Here is a 1,446-nt window from a genome sequence, read left to right as displayed (position 1 = left end):
GATCAGCAGCGCGCGCCTGCCGGGCCGCCGGCCCTTCGCTTCCCCGTCGTCCTTCGCATCCCCCATGCGATCTTCAACGGATACTCGCGGGTCCCGGTTCCCGGCGACCCGTACCCTGGAAGGGTTATGACTGAGACCTCGCAGCGCCCCCGCCCCCTCCGCGTACTCGCCGCCATGTCCGGCGGCGTGGACTCCGCCGTCGCCGCCGCCCGCGCCGCCGAAGCCGGCCACGACGTGACCGGCGTCCACCTCGCGCTCTCCGCGAACCCGCAATCGTTCCGCACGGGCGCGCGTGGCTGTTGCACCATCGAGGACTCACGGGACGCCCGCCGCGCCGCCGACGTCATCGGCATCCCCTTCTACGTCTGGGACCTCGCCGACCGCTTCCGCGAGGACGTCGTCGAGGACTTCGTCGCCGAGTACGAGGCCGGCCGCACCCCGAACCCCTGCCTGCGCTGCAACGAGAAGATCAAGTTCGCCGCGCTCCTCGACAAGGCCCTTGCGCTCGGCTTCGACGCCGTCTGCACCGGCCACTACGCCCAGGTGATCGTGAACGACGACGGCACCCGCGAACTGCACCGCGCCTCCGACATGGCCAAGGACCAGTCGTACGTCCTCGGCGTCCTGGACGAGAGGCAGCTCGCGCACGCCCTGTTCCCGCTCGGCGACACGATCACAACGAAGGACGAGATCCGCGCGGAGGCCGAGCGCCGCGGCCTCGCGGTCGCCAAGAAGCCCGACTCGCACGACATCTGCTTCATCGCCGACGGCGACACCCAGGGCTTCCTGGCCAACCGCCTGGGCAAGGCGGAGGGCGACATCGTCGACGAGTCCGGCACGGTCGTCGGCTCGCACGAGGGTGCGTACGGCTTCACCATCGGCCAGCGCAAGGGCCTGCGCATCGGCACCCCGGCCGCCGACGGCAAGCCGCGCTACGTCCTGGACATCTCCCCGGTCGACAACACGGTGACAGTCGGCCCGGCCGCCGCCCTGGACGTCAGCGGCCTGACCGCCGTCCGCCCCCGCTGGTGCGGCACGGCCCCCACCGGCCCCGGCACCTACACCGCCCAACTCCGCGCCCACGGCGGCGAGACCGAGGTCACCGCCGAACTCGTCGAGGGCACCCTGGAGGTGTCCTTCACCGAGCCGGTACGGGGCGTGGCCCCCGGCCAGGCGATCGTCCTGTACGACGGCACGCGCGTGGTGGGGTCGGCGACGATCGCGACGACCGCGCGGGTGGCGTCGGCGATGGCGTGACCCCCGGGGTCACCGTGTGAAGAACTCCGTGAGCAGTGGCGCCAGAACGGTCGGGTCCACCATGTGGGGTTCGGGCGACGCGGGCACGGTCATCGTCGTACAGGATCTGCGGCTGCCGCGTGCGCTGGTCGGGCTGCTGGTCGGGATCGCGTTCGGGGTCTCCGGGGCCGTGTTCCAGACGATGACCCG

2 protein-coding genes are annotated in these 1,446 nt (G+C 72.0%); both read left to right on the top strand.

What is annotated here, in order from left to right; all coding sequences use genetic code 11:
* Window positions 1-126 precede the first annotated feature (126 nt).
* Window positions 127-1,257 carry a tRNA 2-thiouridine(34) synthase MnmA gene (mnmA, locus tag R6V09_RS53115; protein WP_317888551.1) on the top strand — a complete coding sequence of 377 codons (1,131 nt, stop codon included), beginning with the start codon at window positions 127-129 and terminating at the stop codon, window positions 1,255-1,257.
* 16 nt (window positions 1,258-1,273) lie between these two features.
* A partial coding sequence (locus R6V09_RS53110; protein ID WP_317888552.1) for an iron chelate uptake ABC transporter family permease subunit occupies window positions 1,274-1,446 on the top strand: 173 nt, incomplete at its 3' end.

This window comes from Streptomyces sp. W16, assembly GCF_033194735.1.
In the GTDB taxonomy this organism is placed as follows: Bacteria; Actinomycetota; Actinomycetes; order Streptomycetales; family Streptomycetaceae; genus Streptomyces.
Note: the sequence above shows the minus strand (reverse complement) of the source record. Positions and strands in the feature narration are given on the sequence as shown.